Origin of the sequence: Herbidospora daliensis (genome assembly GCF_001570585.1) — a bacterium.
GTDB lineage: Bacteria > Actinomycetota > Actinomycetes > Streptosporangiales > Streptosporangiaceae > Herbidospora > Herbidospora daliensis.
Genome location: NZ_BBXF01000002.1, coordinates 1,042,699 through 1,060,465, shown reverse-complemented (window position 1 = coordinate 1,060,465; position 17,767 = coordinate 1,042,699). Strand labels below are relative to the sequence as shown.

Annotated in this window: 16 protein-coding genes and 1 pseudogene; 8 read left to right on the top strand and 9 right to left on the bottom strand. The window is 70.2% G+C overall.

Annotated elements, in window-relative coordinates:
• Positions 1-111: 111 nt before the first annotated feature.
• From AW274_RS11380 to AW274_RS11340, 9 genes are all read right to left on the bottom strand, one after another.
• Positions 112-882 carry a phosphatase gene (locus AW274_RS11380; protein WP_062430987.1) on the bottom strand — a complete coding sequence of 257 codons (771 nt, stop codon included), beginning with the start codon at positions 880-882 and terminating at the stop codon, positions 112-114.
• Positions 879-2,063 (bottom strand): acetoin utilization protein AcuC, encoded by a 1,185-nt coding sequence (locus AW274_RS11375; protein WP_062430986.1) that lies wholly within the window; start codon positions 2,061-2,063, stop codon positions 879-881. Before AW274_RS11375 ends, AW274_RS11380 begins: the two co-directional genes overlap by 4 nt.
• A gap of 224 nt (positions 2,064-2,287) precedes the next feature.
• Entirely contained in the window at positions 2,288-3,472 is a 1,185-nt protein-coding gene (locus AW274_RS11370) for an ABC transporter permease (RefSeq protein WP_062430985.1), read from the bottom strand.
• Complete coding sequence (locus tag AW274_RS11365; protein WP_062430984.1) at positions 3,469-4,149, bottom strand: ABC transporter ATP-binding protein; 681 nt, start codon at positions 4,147-4,149, stop codon at positions 3,469-3,471. The genes AW274_RS11370 and AW274_RS11365 overlap by 4 nt, the downstream gene beginning before the upstream one ends.
• Positions 4,146-5,414 carry an efflux RND transporter periplasmic adaptor subunit gene (locus AW274_RS11360; protein ID WP_062430983.1) on the bottom strand — a complete coding sequence of 423 codons (1,269 nt, stop codon included), beginning with the start codon at positions 5,412-5,414 and terminating at the stop codon, positions 4,146-4,148. Before AW274_RS11360 ends, AW274_RS11365 begins: the two co-directional genes overlap by 4 nt.
• Before the next feature lie 89 nt (positions 5,415-5,503).
• Positions 5,504-6,706, bottom strand: coding sequence for an MFS transporter (locus AW274_RS11355; RefSeq protein ID WP_062430982.1), 1,203 nt, complete (start codon positions 6,704-6,706; stop codon positions 5,504-5,506).
• Between the two features lie 62 nt (positions 6,707-6,768).
• Positions 6,769-7,569 (bottom strand): pyrroline-5-carboxylate reductase, encoded by an 801-nt coding sequence (proC, locus tag AW274_RS11350; RefSeq protein WP_198169134.1) that lies wholly within the window; start codon positions 7,567-7,569, stop codon positions 6,769-6,771.
• A 10-nt stretch (positions 7,570-7,579) separates the two neighbouring features.
• A complete protein-coding gene (locus AW274_RS11345) occupies positions 7,580-8,305 on the bottom strand; it encodes an ABC transporter permease (RefSeq protein WP_062430980.1) in 726 nt (241 codons plus the stop codon).
• Positions 8,302-9,030 (bottom strand): ABC transporter ATP-binding protein, encoded by a 729-nt coding sequence (locus AW274_RS11340; RefSeq protein WP_062430979.1) that lies wholly within the window; start codon positions 9,028-9,030, stop codon positions 8,302-8,304. Before AW274_RS11340 ends, AW274_RS11345 begins: the two co-directional genes overlap by 4 nt.
• Positions 9,031-9,107: 77 nt before the next feature.
• Between AW274_RS11340 and AW274_RS11335 the strand changes: the two genes are divergently transcribed.
• The 8 genes and pseudogenes from AW274_RS11335 (at position 9,108) to AW274_RS11300 (ending at position 17,632) form a co-directional block, all read left to right on the top strand.
• Complete coding sequence (locus AW274_RS11335) at positions 9,108-9,548, top strand: hypothetical protein (protein WP_232320077.1); 441 nt, start codon at positions 9,108-9,110, stop codon at positions 9,546-9,548.
• Positions 9,545-9,913, top strand: coding sequence for a hypothetical protein (locus AW274_RS11330; RefSeq protein WP_157520024.1), 369 nt, complete (start codon positions 9,545-9,547; stop codon positions 9,911-9,913). Before AW274_RS11335 ends, AW274_RS11330 begins: the two co-directional genes overlap by 4 nt.
• Positions 9,914-10,075: 162 nt before the next feature.
• Positions 10,076-11,944, top strand: coding sequence for a molecular chaperone DnaK (gene dnaK / locus AW274_RS11325; RefSeq protein WP_062430978.1), 1,869 nt, complete (start codon positions 10,076-10,078; stop codon positions 11,942-11,944).
• Positions 11,941-12,537 carry a nucleotide exchange factor GrpE gene (gene grpE / locus AW274_RS11320; RefSeq protein ID WP_062430977.1) on the top strand — a complete coding sequence of 199 codons (597 nt, stop codon included), beginning with the start codon at positions 11,941-11,943 and terminating at the stop codon, positions 12,535-12,537. Before dnaK ends, grpE begins: the two co-directional genes overlap by 4 nt.
• A gap of 80 nt (positions 12,538-12,617) precedes the next feature.
• Complete coding sequence (gene dnaJ / locus AW274_RS11315; RefSeq protein ID WP_062430976.1) at positions 12,618-13,787, top strand: molecular chaperone DnaJ; 1,170 nt, start codon at positions 12,618-12,620, stop codon at positions 13,785-13,787.
• A 3-nt stretch (positions 13,788-13,790) separates the two neighbouring features.
• Positions 13,791-14,049, top strand: a pseudogene (locus AW274_RS11310) (heat shock protein transcriptional repressor HspR); the annotation flags it as partial.
• Between the two features lie 215 nt (positions 14,050-14,264).
• Positions 14,265-16,844: an ATP-dependent chaperone ClpB gene (clpB, locus tag AW274_RS11305; protein WP_062430974.1), complete on the top strand. Its 2,580-nt coding sequence runs from the start codon at positions 14,265-14,267 to the stop codon at positions 16,842-16,844.
• Between the two features lie 98 nt (positions 16,845-16,942).
• Positions 16,943-17,632: a hypothetical protein gene (locus AW274_RS11300; protein ID WP_062430973.1), complete on the top strand. Its 690-nt coding sequence runs from the start codon at positions 16,943-16,945 to the stop codon at positions 17,630-17,632.
• The last annotated feature ends 135 nt before the right edge of the window (positions 17,633-17,767 follow it).

Below are 17,767 nucleotides of genomic sequence, written 5' to 3'. Positions count from 1 at the left end.
GGAACGGACCAACTTCTCTCACATTAGAGTCGCCCAGGATCACCAAAAAGTTGGCAACCGGTCGACACACCAGTGCAAAAGCGGGCGTGAAACCCCCTAAAAGGGACACCCCTAAAGGCCGGCCGCCACACGTCGGAGCAGGTAGTCGGTCAACGGTCCGTAATAACGGGGCAGCACGTTGTCATCCAGGGGCACGGTGACCGCGATCTTCCCCTCGGCTTCTCCCACGAAAAGGGCCGGATCGTTGCAGTCGGCGAACCCGACCGTCTCGACGCCGGCCTCTCCGGCCGCGCCCGCCCAGCCGTGGTCGGCGACGACGAAATCCGGTCTCTGCTCCTCGAGCATCTTCCGCATCGGAGCGGAGTCGTGCGTGTGCACAAGGGCACCGCCGTCGTCGAGGAGGGCGACGTCGTCGATGTAGCGGATCGAGCGCCGGCGGCCGAACGAACCGGGAAGGTACGCCCACCCTTCCGCCGGAGTAAGCAGAGTCGCCCCCTGAGTCACGACGAAACGAGCGATAGCCATGTGAACGACCATCAGCCCCGTCGGGTGGCCGGTAGCGATGATCATCGTGGGGTTCGGCCGCCGCAGCGCCACCGCGATCCGGTCGCCCATCGCGTCGAGCGCCGCGACCGTGCGCTCGGGGTCGATCGTGTCCTGCCCCGACCGGTGGCCCGGATCGGCCACCACACCCGCCGACTTGGCCATCAGATCGAGGACGTCGCGGTAGGTCCAGGCGCCCTCGAAGGTCAGCCCGAACATGTAGTGGGGATCGCGCACCGCGAGCGACCGGTAGTGGTCGAGGTTGTTCTCACGGCTCGTGGCGACGTCACCCGCGATACGGGTGCGGACGAGGTGATCGATGAGCTCTGCTCGCGTCATGGCAGGGGATCCAGACCGTGGTAGGGGAAGACGGCGTTCCGGGTGGCCATAATCGCGCGGTCGATCGGATCGGCCGGGTCGTAACCCTCGGAGATGGGCCGATATTCGGGCGTGCGCCCGTCGGTCATGGTGAGCGGCGGCAACTCGCCGGTCCGCGCCCTGACGAACTCGCGCCACGCGTCGGGGGTGGCGGTCTCAGGCTCGATCGGCGCCCCCGCGGCCTCGGCGATCAGGTGGGTCCACGCCCGGGGCACCACCTGGACCAGCTCATATCCCCCGCCGCCGGTGGCGAGCCACCGCCCACCGGCCGTCTCGTGGGCCAGCTTGTGCAGTTCCCGGTACGCCGTCCGCTGGCCGTCGAGCGACAACATCAGATGGGCCAGCGGATCGAGGGCGTGGGAGTCACAGCCGTGCTGGGTGACCAGGAAGTCGGGCGCGAACTCACGCAGCAGCGGCGGCACCACGGCGTGGAAGGCCCGCAACCACCCCGAGTCGCCACAACCGGCCGGCAGCGCCACGTTCACCGCCGTCCCCTCGGCCCCCGTCTCCTCGGCGAAGCCGGTGCCCGGGAAGAGCGTGCGGGGTGACTCGTGGAGGCTGATCGTCAGCACCCGGGGATCGTCGAAGAACATCGCCTGCACGCCGTCGCCGTGGTGGACGTCGACGTCGACGTAGGCGACCTTCTCGACCCCTTGGGCGAGCAACCAGGCGATGGCGACGGCCGGGTCGTTGTAGACGCAGAAGCCGCTGGCCGTGGCGGGCATAGCGTGATGAAGCCCTCCGGCGACGTTGAGGGCGTGCATCGCCCCGCCGGAGTGGACCTGCTTGACCGCTTCGAGCGTCGCCCCCGCGATCAGCGCGGACGCCTCGTGAACCCCGGCGAAAGCGGGATTGTCACTGGTGCCCAGCCCCGCCCGCACGTCGGGCCGCCCGTCGAGCGAGACCCGCTTGACCGCCTCGATGTAGTCGCGCTTGTGCACGCTGGCGAGGTCGTCGTCGGTGGCGGGCGTACAGGGCACGACCTCGACCGCGCCGAAGACGCCGAGCTCCCGCGCCAGCGCCATGGTCAACTCGACCCGCACCGGCGCGAGGGGATGATGGGGACCGAAGTCGTACGACGTCAGGGCGTCGTCCCAGACGACCCGCACGGGTCCGCAGGCGCCACGCGCGAAGTCGCTCATAGCCAGCAAATTACCTTGGTTCACGGGGGGACGACCCCCCGACCCCCCGATGCGAAGGGGCGTTCGCCCCCTCGCGCTCCCCCCGGCCGCTCCGCGTCCCGGCGTCGCTCCGCTCCGGGGTCGCTGCCGCTCCCGGGCGAAGGGCTCCGCCCCTCGCGCTCCTTGGAAGGGCCTCGCTCCGCGAGGAGCGAACTCGCTCCGCTCGCCCATTCCTCAAAACCAGATCATTCCGCCCGGAGCGCCACCACCGGATCGAGGCGGCCGGCGCGGCGGGCCGGGGCGACGCCGAAGAAGACGCCCACGACGGCCGACACCCCGAAGGCCAGCAGGATCGACCAGAGGGTGATCGACGCCGGCACGGGCGAGAGGGTCTCGATCAGCAGGGAGCCGCCGACGCCCAGGGCGATGCCGATCGTGCCGCCGATCGTGGTGAGCAGGACCGCCTCGATGAGGAACTGGCCCAAAACATCGCGCTGGCGGGCGCCCAGGGCCTTGCGCAGGCCGATCTCCTTGGTGCGTTCGCGGACGCTGACCAGCATGATGTTCGACACCCCGACCCCGCCGACCAGCAGCGAGATGCCGGCGATGGCGGCCAGCACGCCGGTCAGCATGCCGAGGACCGTGCCGATCGTGCCGAGGAGCTGGGTCTGGGTGACGGCGGAGAACTTCTCGTCGGGGTAGCGGGCGGTGAGGGCGTCGACCACCCGCTGGCCGAGGCTGTCGATCACGTCGGGGCCCGAGGCGCCGATGGCGATGCCGTTGACCCTCTCGACGCCGAGCAGCCGCTGGGCCGTGGTGACCGGGATGTGGGTCTCCCGGTCGCGGGCGACTCCGAAGGTGGCGCCGACCTTCTCGTACACGCCGACGACCCGGAAGCGCACCCCGGCGATCATGGCCTGTCTGCCCACCGGGTCGAGGTCGCCGAAGAGTTGTTCGGAGACCTCGGAGCCGAGGACCGCGACGCGGCGGCGGGTGTCGATGTCGGTCTCGGTGAGGTAGCGGCCCCTCTTCAGGGGGCGTTCGAAGACGTTGCGGATGTTCTCGTCGGTGCCGACGACGGTGACGAACGCCTCGTTGCGGCCGACGCGGATGTTCTCGCCCGACTGGACCGACACGGTGACCCGGCTCGGGTCGCCGACCACTCTGCGCACGTAGTTGACGTCGCCCAGGTCGAGGCGGCTCTGGGTGGGGGCGGCCTGGAAGTTCAGCTGGCCGGGCACGACCAGGATGATGTTGGAGCCGAGACCGGAGATCTCGTCTTCGATGGCGTCCTTGGCGCCGGTGCCGATGGCGACCAGGATCACCACGGCCGACACTCCGATGATCACACCGAGCATGGTCAGGGCGCTGCGCAGGCGGTTGACCCGCAGCGCTTCGAGGGCCATCCGGAAGGCCTCGGCGGTCCTCACGCGACGTCCCGTTCGATCAGGCCGTCTCTGACGTGGATCTGCCTGCGGGCCCGGTTCGCGACCTCGGGTTCGTGGGTGACCAGCACGATCGCCACGCCCTGGTCGGTGTTGAGGCGTTCGAGCAGGCCCATCACTTCTTCGCCGTTGCGGGTGTCGAGGTTGCCGGTCGGCTCGTCGGCCAGCACCACCTGGGGGTCGCCGACGAGCGCGCGGGCGATGGCGACCCGCTGCTGCTCGCCGCCGGACATCTGCGAGGGCCGGTGGTCGAGCCGGTGGGCCAGGCCGACCGCCTCCAGCGCCCGGCGTGCCCTCGCCCGCCGTTCGGTCTTCGCGACGCCCCGGTAGACGAGCGGCAGGGCGACGTTGTCGAGGGCGCTGGTGCGGGCCAGCAGGTGGAACGACTGGAAGACGAAGCCGATCATCTGGTTGCGCAGCTCGGCGAGCCTCGTGTCGTCGAGGGTGGAGACGTCGACGCCGCCCACCTTCAGCACCCCCGAGGTCGGCCGGTCGAGGCAGCCGAGCAGGTGCATCAGGGTCGACTTCCCCGACCCCGACGGGCCGAGGATCGCGGCGAACTCGCCGTCGCCGATGGTCAGGTCGACGCCGCGCAGCGCGTCCACGGTCACGCCTTCGAGTTGGTACGACCTGGTCAACCCTGCGGCCTCGAACGCGGTCACGGGATCTCCTGCCCCTGACGCACGCCGTCGGCGCCTCGCGTGATGACCCGGTCGCCGACCTGGACGCCGTTCACGACCTCGACGAAGGCGTCGCCCTCCGCGCCGAGGGTGACGGTCCGGCGTTCGGCCTTCCCGCCGACGACGGCCCAGACGACGGTGTCGCGCCCGCTGGTCACCACGGCCGCCGCCGGGACCGCGACGGCCTCGGGCGACTCCTTGACGATCATGCGGACGACGGCGCTCATGCCGGGTTTGGGGTCGGGCGCCTCGGAGCCGTCGTCGAACCGGCCTTCGGCGAGCGAGAGGCGTACCGGATAACTGACGCCGCCCGTCGCGCCCTCCTGGGGCGTGACCCCGACGCCGGTGACCTCGGCCGTGTAGACCGCGCCGGGCACGGCGTCGAACTCGACCTCGGCCCGGGTGCCGTCCTTCACCAGCAGCACGTCGGTCTCGTCGACGTCGGCCCGCAGGTTCAGCTCGGAGACGTCGGTGACGGTCAGCAGCGCCTCCCCCTGACCCACCGGGACGCCTTCGGCGATCGTGCCGGCCGAACTGCCGCCCGAGGAGGCCGGGACGCCGCCGCCGGAGACCAGCTGCGACAGGTCGGGCAGCGCGGGGGCGGCCGATCCGCCACCGCCGCCGAGGGTGACGACCCCGCCGAAGGGCGCCTTGATCGTGAGGCCCTCGACGGTGTCTTCCGCGGCTTTCACGGCGGCGCGGGTCTGGCTGCGCGAGGCCGCCTGGAGGGAGCTCATCGAGGAGGAGAGCCCGCTCATGCCCGCGCCCAGTTGCCCGGTGAACGAGCCGAGCATGCGGTTGAGGCCGCCGACGATGCCGTTCAGCGCCTTCTGCTGCGACCGGTGCTGCTGCTCGGCCAGGTCGATGGCGGCGAGCAGGTGCTTGCGGATGGCCTTGTCCTCGACCTTGCGGGCGGCCTGGCGGGCCTTCGCGAAGGATTTCCGTACGTGGGCGTCGACCCCCGAGGGGAGTTTCAGCGACGGCACACTCGGCGCGCCCCCGAAGGAGACCGGCTTGGCCGCCTGCCGGTCGGCCTTCTTCGCCTCCTTGAGGCGGTCGCGGGCCTGCGGCGCGCTGATGCGGGCGAGGATCTCGCCCTTCTTCACGGTGTCGCCGTCGGAGACGTAGAGCTTGGCGACCGTCCCGGCCGCGGGAGAGGTGAGGCTCGCGGTGGCCCGTGCCCCCACGGTCGCCGGGGCCTCCACCACCTCACTGACGGGCGCCCGCGAGACAGCCGCGGTCTGCACGACGGGCGCTTCCTCCGCCGTACAGGCGGCGGATAAGAGGACGAGCGCCAACAGGGGGATACCACGCCGGATCACCACAAGCGACCATGCTAGATCCGCCCCACCGCGCGTAGGTTGCGGACCGGTCGAATCGAGAGCAGGACGCCGATCCCGGCCAGGCCGGCGAAGAATCCGACGAGGACGACCGTCTGCGCGCCGACCGCCTCGCCGACGATCGGGCCGAGCGACTGGCCGATGGGGATGCTCAAGACCGACCCGGCCACCTCGTAGGCGGTGACGCGGTTGAGCACCTCGCCCGGGACCTGCGTCTGCACGCTGGTCGCCCACATCACCGACCAGAAGGCCCAGGCGGCGCCGGCCAGGGTGTAGCCGGTCACGATGACCGGGATCGGGGCGGCCAGGGCCACCACCAGGGGCATGGCCATGAAGGCGATCATCGCCAGCGCGCCCGAGAACAGCGGGCGGGCCGGGCGGTAGCGCATGGCCACCAGGCCGCCGACGATGCTGCCGAGGCCCTCTCCCGTGATGGCCAGGACGTAGGCCGCGTCGCCGTGGGCCTCCGAGATGATCTGCGCGCCGACCGGCCACATCGGGCCGAACAGGACGATCCCGTAGACCGCCCAGACGAGGATGACCGACCACATCCACGTACGGGACCGGAACTCGGCCCAGCCCTCCCGCAGGTCGCTGATCAGCGAGGTCGCCTCGGTCTTGGTCAGCCGCACCCGCATCGCCAGCAGGCACAGGGCGCTGACCAGGAACGTTCCGGCGTTGATGGCGTACACGACCCCAGGTCCGCCGAGCAGGACGATCGCGCCGGCGATGCCGGGGCCGATGAGCCGGGCGACCGCGTCGGCCACCCGCAGGGTCGCGTTGGCGCGCTGGGGGTCGGCGGCGATCTGCGGGATCATGCTGTTCACGCCGGGCTGGAAGAGCGCCGCCCCGAGGCCGCTGAGGAACGACATCGTGATCAGCAGCCAGAGCGGGGGCTGGCCGGTGAAGAAGGTGACCGCGATGGTCAGCTGGGTGGCGACGCGGAGGACGTCCGCGAAGATCATCATGCGCCGGGCGGTGAACCAGTCGGCCAGCACCCCGCCGAACAGCACGAGCCCGCCGAAGGCCGCCATCCAGGCCGCGAGCACGATTCCGACCCCGACCGGGCCGTAGATTCCGAGGACGCCGAGCGTCACCGCCACCGGCAACATCGCGTCGCCCATGAGGGCGACGGCCCGGCCGACGAAGTAGAGCGAGAAGTCACGAGACCAGAGGCGAGCCGGGGAGAGTACAACCACTCGCCGTAGCCTATAAGGAAAGCTTCCTAACTAATAATCCCTTTTCGCCTGGTCACCAGGGGTTACTTGTTGGTGCCGCCCAGCTCACGGCTGCGGTCGCGGGCCGCCTCGATCGCGTCGAGGAACGCCGCCCGCACCCGGTGGCGCTCCAGCTCGGCGATGGCGGCGATGGTGGTGCCGCCCGGCGAGGTGACGGCCTCGCGCAGGATCACCGGGTGCTCCCCCGAGTCGCGCAGCATGATCGCCGCGCCCACGATCGACTGCTTGACCATGTCGAGGGCCGCCGCGCGCGGCATGCCGAGCAGGATGCCCGCGTCGACCATGGCCTCGACCAGGTAGAAGAAGTAGGCCGGGCCCGAACCGCTGAGCGCGGTCGCGCCGTCTTGCTGCGACTCGGGGATGCGCAGCACCTTGCCGACCGGCTGGAGCAAATCTTCGGTCAGCTTGAGGTGCTCCTCCTTGGCGTGGGCCCCGGCGGAGATCACGCTCATCGCCTCGTCGACCAGCACCGGCGTGTTCGACATGACCCGGACGACCGGGATCGGGCCGCCCAGCCGGGCCTGCACGAAGTCGGTGGTGATGCCCGCCGCGACCGAGATGACCAGCCGGTCGGACGGCACCACGGGGGCGATCTCACGGAGCAGGGTGCCCATGTCCTGCGGCTTCACCGCCAGGATCAGGGCGTCGGCCTGCTCGGCCGCCTCGACGTTGGTGACGACCTTGACGCCGTAGGTCTCCGTCAGCTGCTCGGCCCGGTCGGGCCGGCGGGTGGTGACCATGATCTGGTCAGCCGCCCGCCCAGCCCGGACCAGGCCGGAGAGCAGAGCCTCACCCATCTTGCCGGTGCCCAGGATCGCGATCATGCGGGGCAGTTTACGGGGTGCGCCTCTTCAGCGTCGCGGCCCCCAGAACCAGGGCCAGCACCACGGATCCGGCCACCACCGCGATGTCGCGCCAGAAGTCGGAGCCGAGGTCGCCGCTGATGACGGCCAGCTTCATGGCCTCCAGGGCGTAGGACATCGGCAGCACGTTGGAGATCCACTCCAGCACGGTCGCCATCTGGTCGCGCGGCACGATGATCCCGCCGAGGAGCAGCTGCGGGATCATCACCAGCGGCATGAACTGGACGGCCTGGAACTCCGAGCGGGCGAACGCGCTGCAGAACAGGCCGAGCGCGGTGCCAAGGAGCGAGTTGAGCAGGGCGACCAGGACCAGCGCCCAGAGCTCTCCCCGCAGGTCGAGCCCGAGCCAGGTCAGCGAGACCGTCAGCGCCAGGGCCACCTGGAGGACGGCGGCGGCGCCGAAGGCCAGGCCGTACCCGAGGAGGAGGTCGAGCTGGCGCAGCGGGGAGGCCATCAGCCGCTCCAGCGTGCCGGAGGTGCGCTCGCGGAGGGTGGCGATGGAGGTGACCAGGAACATCACCAGGAAGGGGAAGATCGACAGCAGCGCGGGGGCCCACTGGGCGAAGACCGGCTCGTTGTCGATCACGTAGTAGAGCAGGATCATGATCAGGCTCGGCACCAGCACCATGAGGGCGATCGTGCGGGGGTCGTTGCGGAGCTGGGCCAGGATCCGGCGCGCCGTGGCGATCGTGATCATGCCGGCTGCCTCTCTTCGATGAGGCGCAGGAAGGCCTGCTCCAGGTCGGCGGTGTCGGTGCGGGCGCGCAGGCCCTCGGGGCTGTCGTCGGCGAGGATGTCGCCCTCGCGCAGCATGATCAGGCGCTGGCAGCGGGCGGCCTCGTCCATGACGTGGCTGGAGACCAGGATCGTCACGCCCCGGTCGGCCAGGCCCTGGAACAGCTCCCAGAGCTCCTTGCGCAGGACCGGGTCGAGCCCGACCGTCGGCTCGTCGAGCACGAGCAGCTGGGGCGCGCCGAGCAGCGAGACCGCCAGGCTGGCCCGGCTGAGCTGACCGCCCGACAGGGTGCCGCCGAGCTGGTTGGCGTGCCCTTCCAGGCCCACCTCTTCGAGGACCCGCGCGGGGTCGGTCTTCGGCGCGCCGAGCACGGCGGCGAAGTAGCGGAGGTTCTCCATGACCGACAGATCGCGGTAGATCGCCGGGTTCTGGGTGGAGTAGCCGATGAGCCGGCGCAGCTCGGCCGACCCCGCCGGACGCCCCAGCACGGTCACCTCGCCCCCGGCGACGACCTGCACGCCCACGATCGATCGGATCAGCGTGGTCTTGCCGCAGCCACTCGGGCCCAGCAGCCCGGTGATCTGGCCCTTCGGCACCTCGAAAGACAACCCGTGGAGCACCTCGCGGGCCCCTCGGACGACCCGCAGCCCGGTGACGGCTATCGCGGGTTCAGCAGAACTCATCATGTGATGAAATTAAACCGCCGCCCATACCGGAGTCAACGGGTTATGAACCCCTTCCGAGTGACGCCCGTCATACGGGCATGAGAAGGATCCGGCTCGTCACCGTGGCCATGCTCACCGCCGTGATCATGACCTCGGCCTGCGGAAAGGGAGACACCGTGGACAGCGGTTCGCCGATCGGCCCCGACCAGCCCGCCACCCCGCCGGCCTCGGCCTCGCCGGGCCCGGGGCCGGAGCTGGTGCAGCCCAAGGGCGGCACGGTGGACCCGCGGAAGGTGCCCTGGACCCGCGCCACCCCCGCCGGAGACGGCGTGATGATCTCGTGGAGCTCGGGGGTCGAGCCCTGCTACACCCTCGACCGCGTGGACGTGAAGGAGTCCGACACCGAGGTGACGGTGACCCTGTGGGAGGGCACCACCGACCCCGAGGCGGCCTGCATCCTGATCGCGGTCGAGAAGGAGACGTTCGTGAAGCTGGCCAAGCCCTTGGCCGGCCGGGAAGTCGTGGATGGTGCCAAGTGAGGCTCTTAGTCGTCGCCGCGGCCGTCGCCGCGCTGCTCGTCCCCGCCGCCGCCCCCGCGCAGGCCGCTCCCGGGCCGAAGGTGGTGAAGGTCCAGAAGGGCGCCCTCTCACCGAAGAAGGTGAAGTGGCTGACCGCCAAACCCCACATGCGCGGGGTGCGCGTCGTGTGGTGGTCGGGCGTCGAACCGTGCACCGTGCTGACCAAGGTCACGGTGAAGGAGACGAAGAAGACGGTCCGGATCACCCTGTACGAGGGCTCGGTCAAGGACGCCGGCATGTGCGTGGCCATGGCGATCAAGAAGGCCACGTACGTGAAGCTCAAGAAGCCGGTAGGGAAGAGGGTGATCCTCGACGGGGCCAGGTAACCCCTAAGGGTCGAATCAGGGATATCCCGGGAACATTCCTCTCGCGCCGAGAGTTGAGCGCACTAGACTCAAGACCGTTGACAGGACAGCGTTTGACAAGGGCTGTCGTACTCACCGAAACTTGAGTCACCACGACTCAACTTTGACTACAAGGACGTACTCATGGCACGTGCGGTAGGTATCGACCTGGGGACGACCAACTCCGTCGTCTCGATCCTCGAAGGCGGTGAGCCCACCGTCATCGCCAACGCGCAGGGCTCCCGCACCACCCCCTCGGTGGTGGCCTTCGCGAAGAACGGAGAGGTCCTCGTCGGCGAGGTCGCCAAGCGTCAGGCCGTGACCAACGTCGACCGGACCATCCGCTCTGTCAAGCGTGAGATGGGCACGAACTGGACCGTCGAGATCGACGGCAAGAAGTTCACGCCCCAGCAGATCAGCGCCTTCGTCCTGCAGAAGCTGAAGCAGGACGCCGAGGCCTACCTCGGTGAGAAGATCACCGACGCGGTCATCACCGTCCCGGCCTACTTCAACGACGCGCAGCGCCAGGCCACCAAGGAGGCCGGCCAGATCGCGGGCCTCAACGTGCTCCGCATCATCAACGAGCCGACCTCCGCGGCGCTGGCCTACGGCCTCGACAAGGACAAGGACCAGACCATCCTGGTCTTCGACCTCGGCGGCGGCACCTTCGACGTGTCCCTGCTCGACGTCGGCCAGGAAGACGGCCACAGCTTCGTCGAGGTGAAGGCCACCTCCGGTGACAACCACCTCGGTGGCGACGACTGGGACCAGCGCGTCGTCGACGAGCTCGTCACCCGCTTCAAGAACGCCCACGGGGTCGATCTGTCCAAGGACAAGATGGCCCTCCAGCGTCTGCGCGAGGCGGCCGAGAAGGCCAAGATCGAGCTCTCGGCGCAGACCGAGACCACGATCAACCTCCCCTACATCACCGCCTCCGCCGAGGGCCCCCTCCACCTCGAGGAGAAGCTGACCCGGTCGGAGTTCCAGCGCATCACGTCCGACCTGCTCGACCGCTGCAAGGGCCCGTTCCACCAGGTCATCAAGGACGCCGGGATCAAGGTCTCCGACATCGCCCACGTGGTGCTCGTCGGCGGCTCGACCCGCATGCCCGCCGTGACCGAGCTGGTCAAGGAGCTCACCGGCGGCCAGGAGCCCAACAAGGGCGTCAACCCCGACGAGGTCGTGGCCATCGGCGCCGCGCTCCAGGCGGGTGTGCTCAAGGGTGAGGTCAAGGACGTCCTGCTGCTCGACGTGACCCCGCTGTCGCTGGGCATCGAGACCAAGGGCGGCATCTTCACCAAGATCATCGAGCGCAACACGACGATCCCGACCAAGCGCTCCGAGGTCTTCACCACGGCGGAAGACAACCAGCCGTCGGTGCAGATCCAGGTCTACCAGGGCGAGCGCGAGATCGCCGCGCGCAACAAGAAGCTGGCGACCTTCGAGCTCACCGGCATCGCGCCGGCGCCCCGCGGCATCCCGCAGATCGAGGTCACCTTCGACATCGACGCCAACGGCATCGTCAACGTCGGCGCGAAGGACCTGGGCACCGGGAAGGAGCAGTCGATGACCATCACCGGCGGTTCCTCCCTGGGCAAGGACGACATCGACCGCATGGTCCGCGAGGCCGAGTCCTACGCGGAAGAGGACAAGCAGCGTCGCGAGGAGGCCGAGGTCCGCAACAACGCCGACTCGCTGGCCTACCAGACCGACAAGTTCCTGCGCGAGAACGACGACAAGGTCCCGGCCGACATCAAGAACGAGGTCACCGAGGCGCTCGCCGAGCTCAAGAAGGAGCTCGAGGGCACCGACGTCGCGGCCATCCGCGCCTCCGCCGACAAGCTCGCCACCGTCAGCCAGAAGATGGGCTCGGCGATCTACGCCAACTCGCAGGCCCAGGCCGGCGAGGGCGCTCCGGGCGCCGAGCAGGACGACGCCGGCAAGTCCGACGACGACGTCGTCGAGGCCGAGATCGTCGACGACGAGCCGAAGCGGGAGGGCGGCGCCAAGTGACCCCGCGTGAGAACGGTTCCGAGCAGGAGCCGGTTATCCGCGACAACCGCAAGATCGACCCCGAGACGCTGGCGGCTCGCGAGAGCGCACCGGCCCCCGACGAGACCGCGGCCGACGCCTCCGCCCTGGGCGGGGCGGCCGCGGAGCTCCTGGCCGAGCGCACCGCCGATCTCCAGCGTCTCCAGGCGGAGTTCTCCAACTACCGCAAGCGGGTCGAGCGCGACCGGATCACGGTCCGGGAGCAGGCCGTCGCGGGTGTCATCAACGAACTGCTGCCGGTTCTCGACGACATCGGCCGGGCGCGTGACCACGGGGAGCTGACCGGTGGTTTCGCCAAGGTGAGCGAGTCGCTCGAAGCGGCCGTCGGCAAGCTCGGGCTGTCGACCTACGGCTCGAAGGGCGACCCGTTCGACCCGACGATCCACGAGGCCCTGATGCACAGTTACTCGACCGAGGTCACCGAGGCGACCTGCGTCGAGATCCTGCAGCCCGGCTACCGCCTGGGTGAGCGCGTGCTGCGCCCCGCCCGGGTCGCGGTGGCCGAGCCGGAGACCGGTGGCGACGTCCTCGACGACGAGCCCGCCGGCGCCTGATTCTCCAGGGAGCCCCCTCCCGCCCCGGAGCGGGAGGGGCACCCATCACATATGTGTATTTCACGCGGAGGAAGCGTTAGATGAGCACCAAGGACTACCTGGAGAAGGACTACTACGGCGTCCTCGGTGTGCCCAAGACCGCGACCCCCGAAGAGATCAAGAAGGCTTACCGCAAGCTGGCCCGGCAGTACCACCCCGACGCGAACAAGGGCAACAAGGAGACCGAGGAGAAGTTCAAGGAGGTCTCCGAGGCCTACGACATCCTGAGCGACGTCAAGCGCCGCAAGGAGTACGACGAGGCCAGGAGCCTGTTCGGCAGCGGCCTCGGCGGCTACACCCGGGGCGGCCGGCCCGGTCAGGGCCAGCAGGGCTTCGACTTCGGCGACCTGTTCGGCGGCACCGCCCAGGCGGGCGACCGCATCGGCGACATCTTCGGCGGCCTGTTCAACCGCGGCGGCGGCCCCAAGGCCAACACCGCCGGGCGGGCCCGCCGCGGCCAGGACATCGAGTCCGAGGTCACCCTGTCGTTCGCCGAGTCGATCGACGGCGCGACCGTCTCGTTGCGTCTCACCAGCTCCTCGGCCTGCCCGGCCTGTTCCGGCACGGGCGCCAAGGCCGGCACCACGCCCCGCGTCTGCCCGACCTGCGACGGCACCGGCGCGGCCAGCCGCAACCTGGGCAACTTCGCCTTCTCCGAGCCCTGCCGCGACTGCCGGGGCCGGGGCCTGCTGGTCGACGACCCGTGCCCGGTCTGCGAGGGCAGCGGCCGGGGCCGCTCCACCCGCACCATCCAGGCCCGCATCCCGGCGGGCGTCAGCGACGGCGGCCGGGTCAAGCTGAAGGGCAAGGGCGCCCCCGGCGAGAACGGCGGCCCCGCGGGTGACCTGTACGTGCTGGTGCACGTCCAGCCCCACCCCGTCTTCGGCCGGAGCGGCGAGAACCTCACGGTCACCGTGCCCGTGACGTTCCCCGAGGCCGCGCTGGGCGCCGAGATCAAGGTGCCCATCCTGCGCGGCATGCCGGTCACGCTCCGCATCCCCGAGGGCACCCCCAACGGCCGCACCTTCCGGGTGCGCGGCCGGGGCGCGCCCCGCAAAGACGGCACCAAGGGCGACCTGCTCGCGACCGTCCAGGTCGCGGTGCCCGAGCACCTCGACGAGAAGGCCCGGTCGGCACTGGAGCAGTTCCGCGACGCGACCGACGGCCACGACCTGCGCGAGGAACTGATCAAGCAGGCCAGAAGCGAGTAGCGCATGGACGCCAATTTCTTCGACCTGTCCGACGAGACGCCCGTCTATGTGATCTCGGTGGCGGCCCAGCTGAGCGGCCTCCACCCCCAGACTCTGCGCCAGTACGACCGCCTCGGCCTGGTCAGCCCCGGCCGCACCGCCGGCCGAGGCCGCCTCTACTCGACCCGCGACATCGTCCTCCTCCGTGAGGTCCAGCGCCTGTCGCAGGAAGAGGGCATAAACCTCGCGGGCATCAAACGCATCTTGGAGCTGGAGACCGAGAACCTCCGCCTGAGAGACGAACTGACCCGTGTGGCCACGGAACTGAAGCTGATCCGGGCCTTGGTCAGATACGAACTACCGCCGTCATAACTGAAGACATTTGTCGTATGGGGGACTTGCCCGGCCGCGCCGCTGTCTGGACTGAGGAGCGGAGCGACGAGGGAAGACAGTGGCTGAAGGCGGCCGGGCCGCCGAGCGAAGGCGAGGCCAATAGACATGGACTACAAACTCACGCAGAAGAGTCAGGAAGCGCTCGCGGGGGCGGTGCGCAGGGCGGCGGCCGAGGGGAATCCCGAGGTGGCGCCGGCTCATCTGCTGACCACGTTGCTGGCGCAGACCGGTGGCACGGCCGTGCCGCTGCTCGAAGCCGTCGGGGCCGACTGGAAGGGCCTGCGGACGCGGGCCGAGGAGATGCTGGCCTCACTGCCCAAGGCGCAGGGCGCCACCGTGAGCGCGCCGTCGACCTCCCGCCAGTTGCTGACCGTGCTGCACACCGCCGCCCAGCGGGCCGCGCAGCTCGAAGACGACTACGTCTCGACCGAGCACCTGCTGGTGGGCCTGGCGACCGACGGCGGGCCGGTCGCCGACCTGCTGAAGAGCCAGGGCGCGACCGCGCAGGCACTGCTCGACGCCTTTGAGAAGGTGCGCGGGCACACCCGTGTGACCAGCGAGAACCCCGAAGACACCTACCGGGCGCTGGAGAAGTACGGCGTCGACCTGACCGAGCGGGCCCGGCACGGCAAGCTCGACCCGGTCATCGGCCGTGACTCCGAGATCCGCCGCGTGGTGCAGGTGTTGTCGCGGCGGACCAAGAACAACCCGGTCCTCATCGGGGAGCCGGGCGTCGGCAAGACCGCCGTGGTCGAGGGGCTGGCCCAGCGGGTGGTCGCGGGCGACGTACCGGAGAGTCTTCGGAACAAGCGGCTCGTGGCGCTCGACCTGGGCGCGATGGTCGCGGGGGCCAAGTACCGGGGCGAGTTCGAGGAGCGGCTGAAGGCCGTGCTCAACGAGATCAAGGAGAGCGACGGCCAGGTCATCACGTTCATCGACGAGCTCCACACGATGGTCGGCGCGGGCGCGGCCGAGGGCGCGATGGACGCGGGCAACATGCTCAAGCCCATGCTGGCCCGGGGCGAGCTGCGCATGATCGGCGCGACCACGCTCGACGAATACCGCGAGCGCATCGAGAAGGACCCGGCGCTGGAGCGCCGTTTCCAGCAGGTGTACGTCGGCGAGCCCACCGTCGAGGACACGATCGCGATCCTGCGTGGCCTGAAGGGCCGTTACGAGGCCCACCACCAGGTCCAGATCGCCGACGGCGCGCTGGTGGCCGCCGCGACCCTGTCCGACCGCTACATCACCGCCCGGTTCCTGCCCGACAAGGCCATCGACCTGGTCGACGAGGCCGCCTCGCGGCTGCGCATGGAGATCGACTCCCGTCCGGTGCAGATCGACGAGCTCCAGCGCATCGTCGACCGGCTCAAGATGGAGGAGCTGGCCCTGGCCAAGGAGACCGACGAGGCGAGCGTGGCCCGCCTCGAACGCCTCCGCGAGGAGCTGGCCAACCGCCAGGAGGAGCTCAACGGCCTGGTCGGCCGCTGGGAGGCCGAGAAGGCCGGCCTCAACCGGGTCGGCGACCTGAAGATGCGCCTCGACGAGACCCGCAGCCAAGCCGAGAGGGCCCAGCGCGACGGCGACTTCGAGGAGGCCGCCCGCCTCATGTACGGCGAGGTGCCGCGCCTGGAGAAGGAGCTGGCCGACGCCATCCAGGCGTCCCAGCGCGAGCAGACCATGGTCAAGGAGGAGGTCGGCCCCGACGACATCGCCGAGGTCATCTCCGCCTGGACGGGCATCCCGTCGGGCCGCCTGATGGAGGGCGAGACCGCCAAGCTGCTCCGCATGGAAGACGAGCTCGGCCGCCGTCTCATCGGCCAGAAGGCCGCCGTCCAGGCCGTCAGCGACGCCGTGCGGCGGGCGCGGGCCGGCGTGGCCGACCCCGACCGGCCGACGGGCTCGTTCCTGTTCCTCGGCCCGACCGGCGTCGGCAAGACCGAGCTGGCCAAGGCGCTGGCCGACTTCCTGTTCGACGACGAGCGGGCGATGACCCGCATCGACATGAGCGAGTACAGCGAGAAGCACAGCGTGGCCCGCCTGGTCGGCGCCCCGCCCGGCTACGTCGGCTACGAGGAGGGCGGCCAGCTCACCGAGGCCGTGCGGCGCCGTCCCTACACGGTGGTGCTCCTGGACGAGGTCGAGAAGGCCCATCCCGAGGTCTTCGACATCCTGCTCCAGGTGCTCGACGACGGGCGGCTGACCGACGGGCAGGGGCGTACCGTCGACTTCCGGAACACGATCCTGATCCTGACGTCCAACATCGGTTCGCAGTTCCTGGTCGACCCGGCGCTCGAAGCCTCCGCGAAGCGCGACGCCGTCATGGCGGCGGTGCGGGGGTCGTTCAAGCCCGAGTTCCTCAACCGGCTCGACGACGTGATCCTGTTCGACGCGCTCGGCTCCGAGGAACTGGCGCAGATCGTCGACCTGCAGGTCGACCACCTGGCGCGGCGGTTGTCCGACCGGCGGCTGACGCTGACGGTCACCCCGGCGGCGCGCGAGTGGCTGACCCTGACCGGCTACGACCCGCTCTACGGCGCGCGGCCGCTGCGGCGGCTGGTCCAGTCGGCCATCGGCGACAAACTGGCCCGCGCGCTGCTGAGCGGGGAGATCCGCGACGGCGACGAGGTGATCGTCGACCTCGACGAGGCCGGCGACACGCTGAGCGTGCGGCCCGGCGCGTAATCAGTTCTCCACGACTGGGACAAGCGGCTCCCGGCTGCGAAAACCCCGCTGCTACGTTCGGCACTCACCGAACTACCGCGAGCAACAGGGGGACGTCGATGTCGACGACACCACGTAGCATCCGGGGGCGGCTCGTCGCCCTGGCGGTCGTCACCGCCGGGGTGAGCTGGTTGTCCGCCGCCGGCCAGCAGGCCCATGCAGACGACGGCCTGTGCGTGACCGGTTACCGCGCCGCCGCCAAGACGGGCGCGGTCGCCGCGTCGGTCGTGAAGGGCGCCGCCGACGTCGCGAGGTCGGCCGGCGCGGCCGGTCAGACGGTCCGCGACCTGACCCGCACGGGCGGCTCGACGGCGATGACCATGGCCCAGGCCGGCCGCCTGGCGGGGGTGCCGTGCGGCCGGGTGGCGCCGAAGGACGAGGTGGCCCGGACCGTCCAGCGCGCCGCCGCCCTGCTCGGCCTGTCGGGCCTGGCGCGGGCCGACGGGGTGCTCGGCATCGCGTCGGGGTCGGCGCTGCCGGGGGTGCCCAACGTGGTTCCCGACCTCTCGCTGCTGCCCGACCTGCCGGGCGTGCCGCCGGTGCCCCGGGTGACGAAGATGCTGCCGAAGGTCCCGAACGTCGGCGTGGTGCCGCGCGGGATCAGCGACTCGGTCGGCGGGGTCGTCGACGGCGTCCAGCCCCGTCCGGCCCCCGCGCCGCGGAAGAAGAGCGACGACCTGGGCCTCGGCGGCCTGTCCGGCATCACCAAGCTGACCGGGGGCCTCCTCGGCGGAGCTCTCCTCCACTAAGGCTTTTCGTAGTTCCCTTTTCGCCTCCGGCCAGCGCTCTCAGGAGCGGGCGGGCCGTCCACATATGGCCATCAATGGCCCATTTGCGAGATATATACCGCTCTCATTCGGCGGACAAGTCAAAGAACGGGCCGC

Coding starts and splice junctions, on each gene's coding strand:
- AW274_RS11345 (WP_062430980.1), bottom strand. CDS start 8,305: ATGATCACGATCGCCACGGCGCGCCGGATCCTGGCCCAGCTCCGCAAC.
- dnaK (WP_062430978.1), top strand. CDS start 10,076: ATGGCACGTGCGGTAGGTATCGACCTGGGGACGACCAACTCCGTCGTC.
- AW274_RS11375 (WP_062430986.1), bottom strand. CDS start 2,063: ATGAGCGACTTCGCGCGTGGCGCCTGCGGACCCGTGCGGGTCGTCTGG.
- proC (WP_198169134.1), bottom strand. CDS start 7,569: ATGATCGCGATCCTGGGCACCGGCAAGATGGGTGAGGCTCTGCTCTCC.
- dnaJ (WP_062430976.1), top strand. CDS start 12,618: ATGAGCACCAAGGACTACCTGGAGAAGGACTACTACGGCGTCCTCGGT.
- AW274_RS11380 (WP_062430987.1), bottom strand. CDS start 882: ATGACGCGAGCAGAGCTCATCGATCACCTCGTCCGCACCCGTATCGCG.
- AW274_RS11300 (WP_062430973.1), top strand. CDS start 16,943: ATGTCGACGACACCACGTAGCATCCGGGGGCGGCTCGTCGCCCTGGCG.
- AW274_RS11335 (WP_232320077.1), top strand. CDS start 9,108: ATGAGAAGGATCCGGCTCGTCACCGTGGCCATGCTCACCGCCGTGATC.
- clpB (WP_062430974.1), top strand. CDS start 14,265: ATGGACTACAAACTCACGCAGAAGAGTCAGGAAGCGCTCGCGGGGGCG.
- AW274_RS11340 (WP_062430979.1), bottom strand. CDS start 9,030: ATGATGAGTTCTGCTGAACCCGCGATAGCCGTCACCGGGCTGCGGGTC.